Below are 15270 nucleotides of genomic sequence, written 5' to 3'. Positions count from 1 at the left end.
GTTCGATCGATCGGTGCGTCCGGTTACTGCTTGGGGCTTTCACCGTATTCGTTCGGGCCCGGGGTGCCGTCCATGCACATGAAGACCAGCAAGACGATCGCACCCACGTAAGGTACCAGGCTGATCAGATAGAACCAGCCGGACTTGCCCTGGTCATGCAGGCGACGCACGGTCACTGCAATGCCCGGCACGATCATTGCCAGGCCGACGATCATGATGATGGCAAACACCACCCACGCCAGCGGGCCGGGGCCGTTGTCGCCGCCGCCTATCGCTGCCGCGATGCCGAAAATGCCGCCCAGCACCAGCAGAACAATCATCTGCAGCAAGAAGAACATCCAGTATTCCTTGCGACGCGAGCGACCGGTGAAGTCGGCGTAGCGCTTGAGCGGCAACAACATCCATTCCATTGTGATTCTCCAGGTAAGAGCAGTCAGCGGTGTCTGTGATCCGGTGCACGGTGCAACGGGCCGCGCATGGTGCCATAGCCGCACTCTTTCTGAAAACGTTTTCTCGACAATCAAACGCGAATACAGCCGCCTATCCGACAGACGGTTTGCAGTGCTCAGTCGCAGCGGAGAGGCGCGGTCAACGCACCGACCAGACCGGCTGACGTTGTGCACCCGGCACGTCGCCGCCGCAGCTCGTTACGCGCACTGAAGATTGCCAGGTTTTCAACGATGACTCTGGCCAAGCGTGCGCTCTTGAGAGGCGATCGTCAGGGCGTCCGATCGCTCATTGACGGTCTGCGGGCAATGGTCGGGACGAGCGCGACATGCGGCTGCCTGACGTGGTCGAGGCGAGGCTGCCGCCACGTTCGACACTGCTCAGCTCAGCTCAGCTCAGCGCCCGCCCCGCTCTGCGTGGACCTCACTCAGCCGCCGCTTCCAATGCCTGGCTCAGCCGCTCCACCGCGACGATCTCCATGCCCTTGATGCTGGTGGTCTTCGGCGCATTGGCCTTGGGCACGATCGCGCGTTTGAAGCCATGGGTGGCGGCTTCTTTCAGGCGGTCCTCGCCGTTGGGCACCGGCCGGATCTCGCCGGACAACCCCACCTCGCCGAAGGCGATCGTCTTCTCGGCCAATGGCCGGTCGCGCAACGAGGACAACACTGCCAGCAACACCGGCAGATCGGCCGCGGTTTCCTGCACGCGGATGCCGCCGACCACGTTGACGAATACGTCCTGATCGCCCACCACGATGCCGCCATGGCGATGCAGCACCGCCAGCAGCATCGCCAGCCGATTCTGTTCCAACCCCACCGCGACCCGACGCGGATTGGACAACGGCGAGGCATCCACCAGCGCCTGCACTTCCACCATCAACGGCCGGGTGCCTTCGCGGGTGACCATCACGCAACTACCGGGCTGCTGGGTGCTGCCGCCGGACAGGAAGATCGCCGACGGGTTGGAGACCTCCTTGAGGCCCTTCTCGCCCATCGCGAACACGCCCAGCTCGTTGACCGCACCGAAGCGATTCTTGAAGGCGCGCAGCAAGCGAAACCGGCTGCCGCTCTCGCCTTCGAAGTACAGCACCGCATCGACCATATGCTCCAGCACGCGCGGCCCCGCGATGCCGCCTTCCTTGGTCACATGGCCGACCAGGAAGACGGCGGTGCCGGTTTCCTTGGCATAGCGCACCAGCCGCGCCGCGCTCTCGCGCACCTGGCTCACCGAGCCCGGCGCTGCGGTCAGCGATTCGGTCCACAAGGTCTGTACCGAGTCGGCCACGATCAGCTTCGGCCGCGCCACGCTGGCGTGCTGCAGGATGTTTTCGATGCCGGTTTCGGCCAGCGCATTCAGGCCTTCCAGCGGCAGATCCAGGCGCACCGCACGTCCTGCGACCTGGGCCAGCGATTCTTCGCCGGTGACGTACAGCACCGGCAGCGTACTGGCCATGCTGGCCAATGCCTGCAGCAACAACGTCGACTTGCCGATGCCGGGGTCGCCACCGATCAACACCACCGCGCCTTCGACCAGACCGCCGCCCAGCACCCGATCGAACTCGCCGATGCCGGTGGACACGCGCGACTGTTCGGATTGGCGCACGTCCTTGAGCGCGGTGATCTTGGGTGCCTCGGTCTTGCCCGACCAACCGGTGCGGCGCGAAGCCGCCGGCGATGCCTTGCCGCCGGGGGTTGCGCTTTCGAGCACGATTTCGCTGAGCGTATTCCACACTCCGCACTCGGTGCACTGCCCCTGCCACTTGTTGTATTCGGCGCCACACTCGCCGCAGACATAGGCTATTTTTGCCTTCGCCATCGTCAGTTAGCCAATCGTTTCTGGAGCGACAGCATAGTCGCCGCCGGTCTCAGGATGCGCGACGCTGGCGCTTGGCGACGGGATTCGGGATTCGGGATTCGGGAATCGGGAATCGGGAATCGGGAATCGGGATTCGGGATTCGGGAATCGGGAATCGGGAATCGGGATTCGGGATTCGGGATTCGGGAATCGTCCAAGCTGACGCGCTGTTGGATTGCGTGCAACTGGAAATTTCAACAACGACGCTCTACGTGGGAGGCATCGACGAGGCCGGCCACTTGGCTAGCGCACTGTCTTTATATCGATCAGTCGGCATCGGTACCGACGAAGATCAATCTCCGAAGCTGCATGATCGATCGCAACCGACCATGCAGCTCCAGATCCTGCAATTGCCCGCTCGAACAGCTCCGAGCGGGCAGCGCCCATCAACGCGCCTTGTACAACTCGCTCAAGCGATCCGGCTTGCCGGTAATGCGCTCCAGATGCGGATACAGCAGGCCGCCGTGGTAATCGATGCGCACGGTGTCGTAGCGGTCCAGGCGCTTGACCAGCAATTCGATCGGCGCGGTGGTGCCCTTGGCCGCCGTGATCGCGTCCTTGATCACCTCACTGCTGAAGGCGCGGCCGTTGACCGCCACGATCGTGTTGCCGGCGATCAGGCCGGCATTGAAGGCCGGGCCGTCCCATAGCACATCGCTGATATCACCCGAGGCTTTCAAAGACAGGCCAAGCGAATAGGTCAGGATGGCGTCCTTGTCGTTGTTCTCGTCGCCCTCGTCGGCCTGGGTGGCCAGGTTCGGCTCCTCGTTGTAGACCAGCTTCCAGCCATTGGCTTCGATGCCGCCGTTCAACGACCCGTGCCCATCCATGCGGCTGCGCAACAGGCTCGCCCAGTCGTAGGCGGCCACGCCGTTGAGCGTGGTCACGATGTCGTCGAAGGTGTACGGATTGACGTCCCAATCGCCGTTCTTCATGCCGAAGAACGCCTTGCCGAAGTCGTCGATGGAGCGCTTGTTGTTGGTCAGCGCGCGCAGCTTGCTATCCACTTCCAGCCACATCATCTGGCCGCCGGAATAATAGTCCTCGCTCATCTGATAGCTGCGGTACGCCTTCGGGCGGCGCATCGACATGGTCGGGTCGTTGGTGGTGTCCTGTACGGTGCGCCAGGCCATGCCGGGGCGGCCACGCTCGTAGCTTGCCGCCACGCCGGCCAGCATGTCGCGCGCCTGATCCCGCGTCCACAGGCCCGAGCGTGCGGCCATCACTTCGCCCCAGAACTGGGTCTGGCCCTCGTACAGCCACAGCAGGCTGTCGCCCATCGGCACGTTGAAATTTGGCGTGGCCAGATCCGCGCCGCGGCGATACTTGCCGTTCCAGGAATGGTTGAATTCGTGCGCGAGCAGGTCGCGCCCGGTCCAGCTCTTGTCCCACTCGGTGAAATACGTCGGCACGCCGCTGTTTTCGCTGGAGCGATGGTGCTCCAGGCCGATGCCGCCCAGCTTCTTGGTCAGCGCGAGCAAAAATTCATAATGGTCGAAATGGCGCGCGCCGTACAACTTGTCCATCTGCTGCACCAGCGCCGCATGCGCCTTGATCTGTTCGGGCTTGGCATCCAGCGACTTGGCTTCGTCGGCAAAGACGTTGAGGTAGACCGGCTGCTTGCCGCCGCTCAGCTCCACGCGCTTGTAGTACTTGCCGGCAAACATCGGCGAGTCGACCAGGTCGTCGAAGTCGATCGGCTTGAAGGTCACCGTGTCGCCGACCCGGCTCTGGGTTTCCAGCGCGGTCGCGTAGTCCCAGCCCTTGGGCAAGGTCACACTGGCCTGCGTCTTGATGTTGCGTGCGAAGACACCGGCCGGATACAGCGCGGTGGTGTTCCACTGCAGGTTGAGCATTTCCGGGGTCATCATCACCCGGCCCTGGTTGCTCGCCTGCGGCGAGAGAAACTTGAACTCGGCTACCAGCTCGGTGGCGCCCTGCGGCACATCGATCTTGAAGGCGTACACGTCGAACTGATCGCGCGTCCACGGCACCACCTTGCCATCGACCTTGATCACCAGGCCGGCGAGCTTGTCGATCGGCCCGGTCGGTGAGTGATTGCCGGGGATCCACTGCGGATACAGCAGCGTCATCGGGCCGGGCTTTGCCGGCATGGTGGTCCTGACCTTGAAGATGCGGTGCGCCAGATCGGTGGCATCGACATCGATCTTCAAGCTGCCTTCGAACGGCACGTCCTGCGGCGGCGCGGTTTGCGCGGCGGCGGGCAACGACAGCGCTGCCAGCAGCGACACGGACAACAGGGTGGGCATCTTCATCGCAACTCCGCAGGTGACCTGGAAACAGGCAAGCCCACGATGCTAAGCGCCCACCACGGCTTCCCCGTATGCCATTGGTCATGCCGCAGGCAAATTCATGCGCAAAAAAAAGCCGCCAATCGCTGGCGGCCTTCTTCATAACAGCATGACGCGATCCGCGTGGCGCCGTCTCAATGCATCATGTTGACGTTCATGTTGTGCAGCACCCACAGCGAACCGACGATCACGATGCCGATGATCAGCAGCGAGAACAGGCCCACCTGCACGTTGGAACGCTGCTCGGGCGAGCGATCCATATGCAGGAAATACACCATGTGCACCAGCATCTGCACGGCGGCCATCAGCGAGATCACGATGACGGTGACGCCCTTGGAGAACGCTCCGCTCATCACCATCGCAAACGGGATGACGGTCAGGATCACGGCCATCACAAAGCCGATCAGGTAGGACTTCAGGCCGCCGGCATGTGCATCGGCGGCGGTTTCATGCGCGTGGTGATTGGCCATTACAGCGCTCCCAGCAGATAGACGACGGTGAACACACCGATCCAGATGATGTCCAGGAAATGCCAGAACAGGCTCAGGCAGGCCAGACGCGTGCTGTTGCGCGGGGTCAGGCCATTCTTGGAGATCTGGATCACCAGCACCGCCATCCACAACAGACCCGAGGCCACGTGCAGACCATGCGTGCCCACCAGGGTGAAGAAGGCCGACAGGAACGCGCTGCGCCCCGGGCCGGCACCTTCATGGATCAGGTGGTTGAACTCCCAGACTTCCATGCACAGAAAGCCGATACCCAGCAGCGCGGTGACGCCCAACCAGGCATACAGCCCGGTCATGCTGCGCTTGTGCGCGGAAATCATCGCAACGCCGAAGCTCAGGCTGCTGAACAACAGCAGGAAGGTTTCCACCAGCACGAACTTCAGATCGAACAACTCTTTGGCCGTCGGCCCGTCCACCGTGGCACCCGAGAGCACCGCATAGGTGGCGAACAGGCCGGCGAACAGCAGGCAGTCGCTCATCAGGTAGACCCAGAACCCGAAGACGGTGTTGCCACCGGCGTCGTGATGTTCGTGGTCGTCGTGGCCGCCCGCGTGGGCGGCGTGGTCAAGCGTGGTCGAGGAAGACATGGTCATACCACCTTCGCGGCCTGCGCCGCATGTTGCTGTTCGAGCAGGGCAAAGCGCGCGTTTTCGATGCGCTCCACTTCGTCGGCCGGCACCCAGTAATCGATGTCGTCATCGAAGGTGCGCGCAATGAAGCTGCCGATCATGCCGACCAGGCCAATGATCGCCAGCCACCAGATGTGCCAGATCAACCCGAAGCCCATCAGCACGCTGAAGGCACCGATATACACGCCCGCACCGGTATTGCGCGGCATGTGGATCGCCTCGTACTTGGACGGACGCACCCAGCCCTTGCCGTTCTGCTTGTCGGCCCAGAACTGATCGCGGTCGTCGATGTGCGGCAGCACGGCGAAGTTGTAGAACGGCGGCGGCGAAGAAGTTGCCCACTCCAGCGTACGGCCATCCCACGGATCGCCCGTGTAGTCCATGTGCTCCTTGCGCTTCCAGACGCTGTAACCGATCTGCACCAGGTTCAGGAAGATACCCATGCCGATGATCGCAGCACCCGCAGCGGCCACGTACAGCCACGGCGCCCACTCGGGGTGGTTGTAGGTGTTCATGCGGCGGGTCATGCCCATGAAGCCGAGCACGTACAGCGGCATGAAGGCCACGAAGAAGCCGATGATCCAGCACCAGAACGAGGCCTTGCCGATCTTCTCGTTGAGCTTGAAGCCGAACGCCTTCGGGAACCAGTAGGTCAGACCTGCCAGGTAACCGAACACCACGCCGCCGATGATCACGTTATGGAAATGCGCGATCAGGAACAGGCTGTTGTGCAGCACGAAGTCCACCGCCGGAATCGCCAGCATCACGCCGGTCATGCCGCCGATGGTGAAGGTGATGATGAAGCCGATCGTCCACAGCACCGGCGAGGTCATGTGCACACGACCGCGGAACATGGTGAACAGCCAGTTGAAGATCTTCACACCGGTCGGGATCGAGATGATCATCGTCGTGATGCCGAAGAAGGCATTGACGTTGGCACCCGAGCCCATGGTGAAGAAGTGGTGCAACCACACCACGAACGACAGCACGCCGATGCACGAGGTGGCGTAGACCATCGAGGTGTAGCCGAACAACCGCTTGCGGCTGTAGGTCGCGATCAACTCGGAGAAGATGCCGAACGCCGGCAGGATCAGGATATAGACTTCCGGGTGGCCCCAGATCCAGATCAGGTTGACGTACATCATGGCGTTGCCGCCACCGTCGTTGGTGAAGAAGTGCGTGCCCAGGTAACGGTCGGCACCCAGCAACGCCAGCGCCACGGTCAGGATCGGGAACGCGGCGATGATCAGGATGTTGGTGATCAGCGCAGTCCAGGTGAAGATCGGCATGCGCATCAGGGTCATGCCCGGCGCGCGCATCCGCATGATCGTCACGAAGAAGTTGATGCCGGTCAGCAACGTGCCTAAGCCTGAGACCTGCAACGCCCAGATGTAGTAATCGACACCGACCCCTGGACTGTATTCCAGCCCCGACAACGGCGGATAGGCCAGCCAACCGGTCTGCGCGAATTCACCGACACCCAGCGAGATGTTGATCAGCGCCGCACCGGCTACGAACAGCCAAAAGCTCAGCGAGTTCAGGAACGGGAACGCCACGTCGCGTGCGCCGATCTGCAGCGGCACGATCAGATTCAACAAGCCCGTCATGAACGGCATGGCCATGAAGAAAATCATGATCACGCCGTGCGCGGTAAAGATCTGGTCGTAGTGATGTGGCGGCAGCACACCTTCGCCGCCGTTACCCGCCAACGCCTGCTGGGCACGCATCATCGCCGCATCGGCGAAGCCGCGCAGCAGCATGACCAGCGCCACGATGATGTACATCACACCGATGCGCTTGTGATCCACCGAGGTGAACCACTCGTTCCACAGGTAGCCCCACAGCTTGTACTTGGTGATGGCGCCCGCGATGAGCAGGCCGAGCAGGCCGGCGCCACCGAGAGCGACCATAATGATCGGCTCGTGGTACGGAACCGCCTCGAGCGTAAGTTTGCCTAGCATCACTTGTCTCCAGAAGTGCACATGGCAACCGGCTCTGCAGCCGATGCCTGATGGTCGCCGTGGCCTTCGCCATGGCCTTGCGGACCGTGACCCGTACCATTCATGTATTTGTCGACCAGCGAGCGGAACATGCCGTCCTGCACCGACGAGTAGTAGGTGACCGGATACTGTTCTTTATCGTTGCGATTGGCGGCCAGCACCTGGTACTCGGCGGCAGTCAGCGCCTTCGGCGATGCCTTGACCTTGGCCACCCATGCATCGAAGCCGGCCTGATCGACCGCATGCGCCTTGAAGCTCATCTTCGAAAAACCGTGACCGCTGTAGTTGGTCGACAGGCCGAAGTATTCGCCCGGCTCGTTGGCCACCAGATGCAGCTTGGTTTCCATACCGGCCATCGCGTAGATCATGGTGCCCAGGTGCGGGATGAAGAACGAATTCATCACCGTGTCGGAGGTGATCTTGAAGTTCAGCGGCGTGTGCACCGGGAAGGCGATTTCGTTGACCGTGGCGATGTTCTGATCCGGGTAGATGAACATCCACTTCCAGTCCAGCGAGACCGCTTCGATGGTGAGCGGCTTGACGTCCGAATCCAGCGGCCGGTACGGATCCAGCGCATGCGAGGAGCGCCAGGTCAGCACCGCCAGCACCAGGATGATCACGCACGGGATCGACCACACCACCACTTCGATGGCGGTGGAGTGCGACCAATCCGGCTCGTAGCGCGCCTTCGTGTTGGACGCGCGGTATTTCCACGCGAACGCGATCGTCATCACGATCACCGGGATGACCACGATCAGCATCAGCACCACCGAGGTGATCAGCAGTTGCTTTTCGTCGTGGCCGATCTGGCCTTTCGGATTGAGGATGGCCGAGTTGCAGCCTGCCAACAGCAGGAACGGCAACATCAGGCCTGGACGAAGTACACGCCCGAGATGTTTCAACGGAATCATCGGTCGATCCAAGTGCGAAGGAACGCCAGCCTCATGCGTCGCATTCCCTTTCGGGACATGTCCGGCAGCGCTCTTCCTGAAGAAAGATGACCGCACAGACCGAAGACACGGGTTAGCTCCCTAATTTTAAACTTTGCTGCACCTGCACGAAACCCATCGGCCATGATCTGCCGCAATTAATGCGCGCAAACGTATGCGACATGTTGTCGCAGCGCTGCGCAGGGCAGAAACGATGCGGTTGCGGACCTGCACAATCAGGCCTGCGTGATGTGCAGCGTCTATGGCTGCACGTGCGCTGAGGTGAACGTGCATCTGCCCAAAACGCAACTGGGCCGGCCAATGGCCGACCCAGTATTGAAGCGATGGTGCCGGAAATAGGAATCGAACCTACGACCTACGCATTACGAATGCGCCGCTCTACCAACTGAGCTATTCCGGCGAGCCGTGAATTGTAGGAGCGGAGCCAGTGTGCGGTCAATCACCGCTATTGGAGGGCTGAGCATTGCGGCACCTGGCGTTGCGTCATGTCCTGCCGGCTTTCTGCCAGCGCGAGACATCCGTCAATCAATCGCTGCATCCAGTAGGCCGGTCAACTCGGCCTACTCAACAAAGGTAACGACCAACGCGAACGGTCGCCTGAAGACAACCCGGCAAACGGGTCAGCCGACTTCAGCTAACCAAGCGCAACCGCAGTTCCTTGGGCAGCGCGAACACCATCGATTCCGGCTCGCCCTCCAGCTCGGAGACGCCCTCGGCGCCCAGTTCGCGCAACCGTGCCAGCACACCGTCGACCAACACCTGCGGCGCGGAAGCGCCGGCGGTCAGGCCGATGTGCTGCTTGCCGACGATCCAGGCCGGGTCGATCTCGCTGGCGTTGTCGATCAGGTAAGACTCCACCCCGTCGCGTCGTGCCAGCTCGCTGAGACGGTTGGAGTTGGAGCTATTGGGCGAACCGACCACCAGCACCAGATCGCATTGGCGCGCGAGATCGCGCACCGCGTCCTGGCGGTTCTGGGTGGCGTAACAGATATCGTCGTGGCGCGGCCCCTGCATCGCCGGGAAGCGCGCACGCAGGGCCTCGATGATGCCCATGGTGTCGTCCACCGACAGCGTGGTCTGGGTGGTGTAGGCAAGGTTTTCAGGCTGGCTGATCTGCAGCGTGGCCACCTGCTCGATGTCTTCGACCAGGTAGATCGTGCCCGGGCCGCGCTCACGGCTCCACTGCCCCATCGTGCCTTCCACTTCCGGATGCCCGGCATGGCCGATCAGCACCACATCGCGGCCGGCCCGGCAGTGCCGCGCCACCTCGAAGTGCACCTTGGTCACCAGCGGACAGGTCGCGTCGAACACCTTGAGCCCGCGGCGCTCGGCCTCCAGGCGCACCGCTTGTGAGACGCCGTGTGCGCTGAAGATCACCGTGGCGTTGTCGGGCACCTCGTCGAGTTCTTCGACGAAGACCGCGCCGCGCTGCTTGAGGTCGTCGACCACGAAACGGTTGTGCACGACTTCATGGCGCACATAGATCGGCGCGCCCAGCGTCTCGATCGCACGCTTGACGATCTCGATCGCACGGTCGACGCCGGCACAAAAACCACGGGGATTGGCGAGCAAGACTTCCATGGCGGGCATTCTACGGGAATGGGGAATCAGGAATCGGACCGGGCGGCGTGCGCCCGCAGGAACACTTCAGCCTCGATTGCTAATTTTTGATCCCTGACTCCCGCTTGCCAGACTTGTCGAACAGACCGAACACTGCGATGCCGATGGCGCCGCCCACGATCGCCGAGTCGGCGATATTGAACGACGGCCAGGTATGGCTGCCGATGTACCATTGGATGAAATCGACCACGTGGCCATGCATCAGGCGGTCGATCACATTGCCGATCGCCCCGCCGATCACCAGCGCATACGGCAGCGCGCTACGCCACTCGCCGCGCGCGGTACGCGACAGCCAGAACGCCAGCAGCCCGCTGATGCCCACCGCCAGCGCGGTGAAGAACCACAGCTGCCGGCCGCCGGCATCGCTCAGAAAGCTGAAGGCCGCGCCGGTGTTGTAGGTGCGGTACCAGTTCCAGAAGCCGTCGATGACCGGCACGGCGGTGTACTCGGGCAGGCTGGACAGCACCCAGGCCTTGCTCCATTGGTCCAGCCCGACCACGAGCGCAGACAACAGCAACCAGATCAGGGCGGAGGGTTTGGGGCGTTGACTCATGTCGAGAGGTCGCAATTGGTTGTGATTTCTCCGACGCCGGAGAAGATGCCTGGATGGCGTTGGAGATGGCGAAAACTAAACAACGATGACCAAAGCTGGATGACAGGCAAGCGAGGATGGCATGGACGTTTCAGCCAACTGCCCTGCCCCGCTTTGCCGTAAGCGCGAGCTTCAGCAAGCGCCACAACGCATCAGGCGTAGCGGTCAGCGCCGCGTAAGCGTGTGGCGCAGCAGCCTGCAAATAAAGCAGCGGCCCGTTCCAGCGCAGCACGTTCTACGAAAACATCGGCAATGCGTCGCGAAATCTTCCGCGACGCATTGCCGTCGATGCCCGCATCAGAACCAGCGACGCGCCTCGCCCGGGCCTTCGAGATTGCTCACGCAGCGGCTGCACAGTTCCGGGTGACGCGGATCGCTGCCCACGCTGGCCTGGTGGTGCCAACAGCGCACGCACTTGGCCTTGGCGGTCGGCTGCGCACTGACGAAGATGTCGTCGGTGCTGGCTGCGGTGACGGTCACATCGCCACTGATGAACAAAAAGCGCAGCTCCTCGGCCAGCGGCTGCCAGCGCGCGGCGGTCTGCGCATCGGCGGCGACGGTGATCTCCGCTTCCAGCGCCGCACCGATCGCCCCGTTGGCACGCATCGGCTCCAGCACCTTGGCCACCTGCTCGCGCAAGGCCAGCAATTTGTCGAAGTCGGCACTGGTCAACGCGGCATCGGCCGGCAACGGCGCCAGGCCCTCGTACCAGGTGGCGAACAGCACGTTGTCGGTGTGCTTGCCCGGCAGATAGCCCCACAGTTCTTCGGCAGTGAAGCTCAGCACCGGCGCGATCCAGCGCACGAACGCCTCGGCCACGTGATACATCGCGCTCTGCGCCGAACGGCGGCCGCGTGCGTCCTCGGCCATCGTGTACAGGCGGTCCTTGGTCACATCCAGATACAGCGACCCCAGGTCCACGCTGCAGAAATTCAGCAGCGCCTGCACGATCTCGGCGAAGTCGTAGCGCGCATACGCGGCGACGATCTTCTCCTGCAGCTCGTGCGCGCGATGCACGATCCAGCGGTCCAGCAGCACCATGTCGTCCAGCGCCACCAGATGCTGCAGCGGGTCGAACCCGTGCAGGTTGCCGAGCAAAAAGCGCGCGGTGTTGCGCAGGCGGCGATACGCATCGGCGTTGCGCTTGAGGATCTCCTGCGACAGCGACATCTCGTTGCTGTAATCGGCCGAGGCGATCCACAGGCGCAGGATGTCCGCGCCCAGGGTCTTCATGATGTCCTGCGGCTCGATGCCGTTGCCCAGCGACTTGGACATCTTGCGGCCGTGCTCGTCCACGGTGAAGCCGTGGGTCAGGCACTGCTTGTACGGCGCCGCCTTGTCCATCGCCACGCCGGTCAGCAGCGAGGACTGGAACCAGCCGCGGTGCTGATCGGATCCTTCCAGATACAGGTCGGCCGGCTTGGGCAGGCCGCGATCCACCAGCACTGTTTCATGGGTCACGCCGGAGTCGAACCACACGTCCAGGATGTCGGTGACCTTGTCGTAATCGGCCGCCTCATCGCCCAGCAGCTCGGCCGCGTCCAGCGTGTACCACACGTCCACACCGCCCAGTTCCACCCGGTCGGCGACCTGGCGCAGCAACTCGGTGCTGCGCGGATGCGGCTCGCCGGTTTCCCGGTGCACGAACAAGGCGATCGGCACGCCCCAGGTGCGCTGGCGCGAAATCGTCCAGTCCGGACGCCCGTCGACCATGCCGGCGATGCGCGCCTGGCCCCAGGACGGATACCAATGCACGTTTTCGATCGCCTTGAGCGCATCGGCGCGCAGGTTGGCCTGCTCCATCGAGATGAACCACTGCGGCGTGGCGCGAAACGCGATCGGCGTCTTGTGGCGCCAGCAATGCGGATAGCTGTGCTCCATCTTGCTGGCGGCCAGCAGCACGCCGGTGTCGCGCAACGCATCGATGATGATGTCGTTGGCCTTCCAGATATGCAGCCCGGCCAGCACGGTGTCGCCTAGCGGCGGCGTCGACGGCAGATACACGCCGCGCCCATCCACCGGGTTGATCTGCGCGGCGCCGTAGCGCTCCAGCAACCCATACTGCTTGGAAACCTGATAGTCCTCCTGACCATGACCCGGTGCGGTATGCACGGCGCCGGTACCGTCTTCGGCGGACACGTGATCGCCCAGCAGCAGCGGAATCTCGCGCTCGGCATAGAACGGGTGGTTCAACAGCATCTGCTCCAGCGCCGCGCCCTTGGCATGGCCGTGCACCACCACCGTTTCCACGCCATAACGCAGCAGCGCCTTGCCGGCCAACGCCTCGGCGATCACCAACCAACGCGGCTGGCCGCGATCGGCCGGGCCTTCGACCAGCACGTAGTCCAGTTCCGCACCCAGGCTCACCGCCAGCGAAGCCGGCAGCGTCCACGGGGTGGTGGTCCAGATCGGCACCGCCACGCCCACGCCGGCAGGCAGGCTCGCGCCGAAGGCGGCAGCGATGGCCGCCGGATCACGCGCTGGGTAAGCGACATCCACCGTCGGCGACACCTTGTCGGCGTATTCGATCTCGGCCTCGGCCAAGGCCGAGCCGCAATCGAAGCACCAGTGCACCGGCTTGACGCCACGGGTCAGATGGCCGTTGTCGACCACCTTGGCCAGCGCGCGGATTTCATTGGCTTCGAAGCGGAAATCCAGCGTCTTGTACGGGTTGTCCCAATCGCCGATCACGCCCAGGCGCTTGAAGTCGCGCCGCTGCAGATCGATCTGCTCGGTGGCGTATTCGCGGCACTTCTGGCGGAACTGCGCTGCATCCAGCTTCACGCCGACCTTGCCGTACTTCTTCTCGATCGCGATCTCGATCGGCAGACCGTGGCAATCCCAGCCCGGGATGTACGGCGCATCGAAACCAGCCAGATACTTGGACTTGACGATGATGTCCTTGAGGATCTTGTTGACCGCATGGCCCAGATGGATCTGGCCGTTGGCATACGGCGGGCCGTCGTGCAGCACGAACAGCGGGCGCCCGGCCGCGTTGGCGCGCAGTTGCGCGTACAGCCCCTCGCGCTCCCAACGTTCCAGCATCGCCGGCTCACGCTTGGGCAGGTCGCCGCGCATCGGGAATTCCGTCGCGGGCAGATGGAGCGTGGCTTTGTAGTCTTGGGTCACAGGTCTCTACCGTTGCGCTGCGTGAGGTGATGTACGGGGATGTTGCGAGGGAGTGGCATCGACGGCGTCCGTGTCTGCCAAGCGGCGCGAAGCACTGCCGTGTTGTCCCTCGCTGGAAACACCGACGGAGCGAGCAACGTCCGCATCGGCAGGCAATCGCGAGGGACTCGCCTTGAGCACAGCACGCGCCTGCTCGGCGTCGCGGTGCATCTGCACGGTTAACGCATCGAGCCCGTCGAACTTTTCTTCGTCGCGCAGCTTGGCGACGAATTCGACCTCGATGTGGCGGCCGTACAAATCGCCCTGAAAATCGAACAGATGCGCTTCCAGCAGCGGCTCCACACCAGCCACCGTCGGGCGGGTGCCAAAGCTCGAGACCGACGGCCACGGCCGCTCGGCCACGCCATGCACCCAGGTTGCATAGATCCCCGACAGCGCCGGCGTGCGCGGAAAGCGCAAGTTGGCAGTGGGGTAGCCCAGCGTGCGGCCGAGCTGCTTGCCGCGCACCACCCGCCCGCCGATGGCATACGGGCGGCCGAGCAGTTCGCCTGCATGCGCAAACTCACCCGTGCCCAGCAGCTCGCGAATGCGCGTGGCCGAAATACGCTCGCCGCGCAGGTGCACCGGGGCGATCTCGCCCGCCACGAATCCGTACTGCTCGCCGAGTGCGCGCAGCAAACCGATATCGCCGCCACGCCGATGACCGAAACGGAACTCCGGGCCGATCCAGACCTCTTTGGCGCACAGCCGGCCAACCAATGCCAGACGTACGAAATCCTCGGCGCTCATCGCCGACAGGCGGCCGTCGAAACGGATCATGCCCACGCTGTCGGCGCCCAGGCCGTACAGCCCTTCGATCTTGGCGCGGGCCAGGGTTAGTCGCGGCGGCGGCGCAGCCGGGGCAAAAAACTCGCGCGGCAGCGGCTCGAAGCTCACCGCCACTGCCGGCACGCCCAGCGCGCGCGCGCGTTCGACCGCGTGCTGCATCAATGCCCGATGCCCCAGGTGCAGGCCATCGAAGGCGCCGATGCAGACCACGCTTCCTTGCGGGAACAGCGTCCCGCCTTCGACGTCTCTAAACTGCCTGCTCATTGCTCGATCCAAACAGATGCCGGCCTGCCGGCCGACCCTCACTGATACATAACCTGCAAGTATAGCCGTGCCTGTCAACCCGCATGGGCGCGCGCCGCGCAGTGAGCAACGCTTGGCCAGGCGCAATGAGTGTTCCAGC

General features: G+C 63.3%; 11 protein-coding genes and 1 tRNA gene. All 12 read right to left on the bottom strand.

What is annotated here, in order from left to right; genetic code table 11:
• Positions 1-23: 23 nt before the first annotated feature.
• The 12 genes from XcyCFBP4188_RS15000 to XcyCFBP4188_RS14945 all read right to left on the bottom strand — a co-directional run bounded on the left by XcyCFBP4188_RS15000 (position 24) and on the right by XcyCFBP4188_RS14945 (position 15131).
• Entirely contained in the window at positions 24-410 is a 387-nt protein-coding gene (locus tag XcyCFBP4188_RS15000; protein WP_006450581.1) for a DUF805 domain-containing protein, read from the bottom strand.
• 460 nt (positions 411-870) lie between these two features.
• Entirely contained in the window at positions 871-2262 is a 1392-nt protein-coding gene (radA, locus tag XcyCFBP4188_RS14995; protein ID WP_006450580.1) for a DNA repair protein RadA, read from the bottom strand.
• Between the two features lie 425 nt (positions 2263-2687).
• Positions 2688-4577, bottom strand: a complete 1890-nt coding sequence (locus XcyCFBP4188_RS14990) for a M61 family metallopeptidase (RefSeq protein ID WP_006450196.1) — start codon at positions 4575-4577, stop codon at positions 2688-2690.
• A gap of 170 nt (positions 4578-4747) precedes the next feature.
• Positions 4748-5083: a cytochrome o ubiquinol oxidase subunit IV gene (gene cyoD / locus XcyCFBP4188_RS14985; RefSeq protein WP_006450195.1), complete on the bottom strand. Its 336-nt coding sequence runs from the start codon at positions 5081-5083 to the stop codon at positions 4748-4750.
• Positions 5083-5712: a cytochrome o ubiquinol oxidase subunit III gene (gene cyoC / locus XcyCFBP4188_RS14980; RefSeq protein WP_006450194.1), complete on the bottom strand. Its 630-nt coding sequence runs from the start codon at positions 5710-5712 to the stop codon at positions 5083-5085. The genes cyoD and cyoC overlap by 1 nt, the downstream gene beginning before the upstream one ends.
• On the bottom strand, positions 5709-7709 hold the full coding sequence (cyoB, locus tag XcyCFBP4188_RS14975) for a cytochrome o ubiquinol oxidase subunit I (protein ID WP_006450193.1): 2001 nt from the start codon (positions 7707-7709) through the stop codon (positions 5709-5711). The genes cyoC and cyoB overlap by 4 nt, the downstream gene beginning before the upstream one ends.
• Positions 7709-8659 carry a ubiquinol oxidase subunit II gene (cyoA, locus tag XcyCFBP4188_RS14970; RefSeq protein WP_043908444.1) on the bottom strand — a complete coding sequence of 317 codons (951 nt, stop codon included), beginning with the start codon at positions 8657-8659 and terminating at the stop codon, positions 7709-7711. Before cyoA ends, cyoB begins: the two co-directional genes overlap by 1 nt.
• A 363-nt stretch (positions 8660-9022) precedes the next feature.
• A tRNA-Thr gene (locus XcyCFBP4188_RS14965) sits at positions 9023-9098 on the bottom strand.
• Positions 9099-9328: 230 nt separating this feature from the next.
• The gene (gene ispH / locus XcyCFBP4188_RS14960) at positions 9329-10279 is read right to left on the bottom strand and encodes a 4-hydroxy-3-methylbut-2-enyl diphosphate reductase (RefSeq protein WP_043908441.1); all 951 of its coding nucleotides are present in this window, start codon (positions 10277-10279) and stop codon (positions 9329-9331) included.
• Between the two features lie 79 nt (positions 10280-10358).
• The gene (lspA, locus tag XcyCFBP4188_RS14955; protein ID WP_104592381.1) at positions 10359-10871 is read right to left on the bottom strand and encodes a signal peptidase II; all 513 of its coding nucleotides are present in this window, start codon (positions 10869-10871) and stop codon (positions 10359-10361) included.
• Positions 10872-11207: 336 nt separating this feature from the next.
• Positions 11208-14039 carry an isoleucine--tRNA ligase gene (ileS, locus tag XcyCFBP4188_RS14950; protein ID WP_104592380.1) on the bottom strand — a complete coding sequence of 944 codons (2832 nt, stop codon included), beginning with the start codon at positions 14037-14039 and terminating at the stop codon, positions 11208-11210.
• 6 nt (positions 14040-14045) lie between these two features.
• A complete protein-coding gene (locus XcyCFBP4188_RS14945) occupies positions 14046-15131 on the bottom strand; it encodes a bifunctional riboflavin kinase/FAD synthetase (RefSeq protein WP_104592379.1) in 1086 nt (361 codons plus the stop codon).
• Between the last annotated feature and the right edge of the window lie 139 nt (positions 15132-15270).

The organism is Xanthomonas hortorum pv. cynarae, from assembly GCF_002939985.1.
GTDB lineage: Bacteria > Pseudomonadota > Gammaproteobacteria > Xanthomonadales > Xanthomonadaceae > Xanthomonas > Xanthomonas hortorum_D.
Note: the sequence above shows the minus strand (reverse complement) of the source record. Positions and strands in the feature narration are given on the sequence as shown.